This window comes from Lacinutrix chionoecetis (genome assembly GCF_053604665.1).
The window spans coordinates 1-1,803 of sequence record NZ_JBSHNQ010000058.1 but is presented as its reverse complement, the minus strand read 5'-3'; the positions used below and the strand labels follow the sequence as shown (position 1 = coordinate 1,803).

The following is a 1,803-nucleotide window of genomic DNA, read 5'->3' as shown; positions in this document are numbered from 1 at the left end:
TTGTATTAATACGTCTAATTTAGACTTGTCGTAATCGTTAAAGGTCTTTTCTATAATTTCAGACAGTGTTACGTCATTATGTGAGGCGTAATGTGGTCCATCGTCCGCAATAAAAGTAGGACTCTGTGCTTTAATAACAACAGTATCTCCAGAACCTGCTTCGTGCCCTTTCACAGTTTTTACCTGTGTTACAATGCCTTTAAATTCTAAGCTTTCATAACCGCTAAAGGCATCTAAGGATGTTGTTTCCAGGGTTATGGTTTCGCCTAAGAAGTTTTTACTGGATTCTCCTAAGGCTTGAGACAGATCTTCGAGAACATCCATTCTGCACACTAATTCTAATAGATGATGTTCATCTATGTTTTGTTGAAGATTCAAGTATTTGTAGGCAGTAATCTCTTTTCCACCAATAAATATTGTTGTAGTGCTTTGAAGTGCCATAGTATTTTATTTTATAATTTCAAGAATATTTTCTATACAAATATTACTGTATATTTTTCTAATAATTTTATTTTTATCTGCTATAAACAAGACATTGTTGTCAATTTTGTTTTCTTTTAGAAAGATACCATAAATTCCTGCTATTTTTAAATCTGATATAACAATTATATCCGCATTAACATTTTTTAGTTCTGGCCAAATGGCATGATTGATTTCCTTGTTGTAACCTTCTTGGATATCATCACTTTCTGACTTGAAAAAAACAATTGTCTTTTCTTTTTTTAAGTCAGAAAAAGATTGTTTGTTATCGCCCAAAGGATAAAAACTTGGTAATTTGTCACCTATTTTCAGTTTTTCTGTTTCTTCTATGGGTGTTAAGCTATTGCAATTATTTTCTTGTTTACAAGAAAACAGGCTAAGGAGAATTAGTATATGTACTACCGTTTTTTTCATTATCTTTTAACTGTTATATTACCAACTGAATTTGAAAAACCTAATCTTGCTTTTATTAAATAAGAATAAATGGTATCCCACTTCTCGATATCTTTAACTGTAACACAACCTGCTGAATAATTTCCGCAGTGTAAATAAACATCTCCAACGCCAGAAAAGTGACCTAACGAAAACCATGTTTTAGCATAAGAAGCTCTATCTGTATAAGAAGCGCCTCCACTATGAGGATGGTCTGGAATTTTAATAATATGATTTCCTACAGGCACAGGTGTAGTAGGATCTGTAATTGCATTAAAAGTACCTAAACCTTTAATCTCTAAAGTCTCCTTACTTCTGTCAAATATTATTTCTACGGCCGATGTTCTTGGAGGAATACCTTTAACGATATAAGATCCATTGGTGTTTTTAATTGATGCTTTTTGACCTTGGTATACACCTTCTTTTATTATAAAATAGTCTCTGGTATTACTTTCTGTCCACTCTAATTCTAAATATTCTGGTAATGCCTGAATCTCTCCATTACTAAACTTTGCATTTACCCAACCATCATTAGATTGTTTTATATAAGCAACTTGCGTCATATAGATGTTCTTAAAATTGTAGACTAATGTTTATTTTAATGATTGTGCAAATAGTTACATACTAAACCATAGCATAATTACTTGCGATTCGTTTTTAATTAAAATTTATCATATCAATTTATTTAAATATTGATTTCATTAATTTAAAAAGCGCACTAATAATGTTTAAATTTTAGCAGGCCAATTATTACTAAATTTGGTTCCTTTTACACTAATCTCCTGCGCAGATATTACTATTCTTGTTTTTAGAGGTTGTGAGCTAACAGCATCAAAATCCTCAACATAATCTAAACAGTAAGCGTCTTTAAATTTAACGGTTTTTAAACTG

Annotated in this window: 4 protein-coding genes; all 4 read right to left on the bottom strand. The window is 31.0% G+C overall.

What is annotated here, in order from left to right:
* Window positions 1-441, bottom strand: a 441-nt coding sequence (locus tag ACVC43_RS01380; RefSeq protein ID WP_452222785.1) for a hypothetical protein, incomplete at its 3' end; no start/stop codon positions are given.
* Window positions 442-447: 6 nt separating this feature from the next.
* Window positions 448-894, bottom strand: coding sequence for a hypothetical protein (locus tag ACVC43_RS01375; protein ID WP_452222784.1), 447 nt, complete (start codon window positions 892-894; stop codon window positions 448-450).
* Window positions 894-1,475 carry a hypothetical protein gene (locus ACVC43_RS01370; protein ID WP_452222783.1) on the bottom strand — a complete coding sequence of 194 codons (582 nt, stop codon included), beginning with the start codon at window positions 1,473-1,475 and terminating at the stop codon, window positions 894-896. Before ACVC43_RS01370 ends, ACVC43_RS01375 begins: the two co-directional genes overlap by 1 nt.
* A gap of 165 nt (window positions 1,476-1,640) precedes the next feature.
* A partial coding sequence (tssD, locus tag ACVC43_RS01365) for a type VI secretion system tube protein TssD (protein ID WP_452222786.1) occupies window positions 1,641-1,803 on the bottom strand: 163 nt, incomplete at its 5' end.

Coding starts and splice junctions, on each gene's coding strand:
- ACVC43_RS01375 (WP_452222784.1), bottom strand. CDS start 894: ATGAAAAAAACGGTAGTACATATACTAATTCTCCTTAGCCTGTTTTCT.
- ACVC43_RS01370 (WP_452222783.1), bottom strand. CDS start 1,475: ATGACGCAAGTTGCTTATATAAAACAATCTAATGATGGTTGGGTAAAT.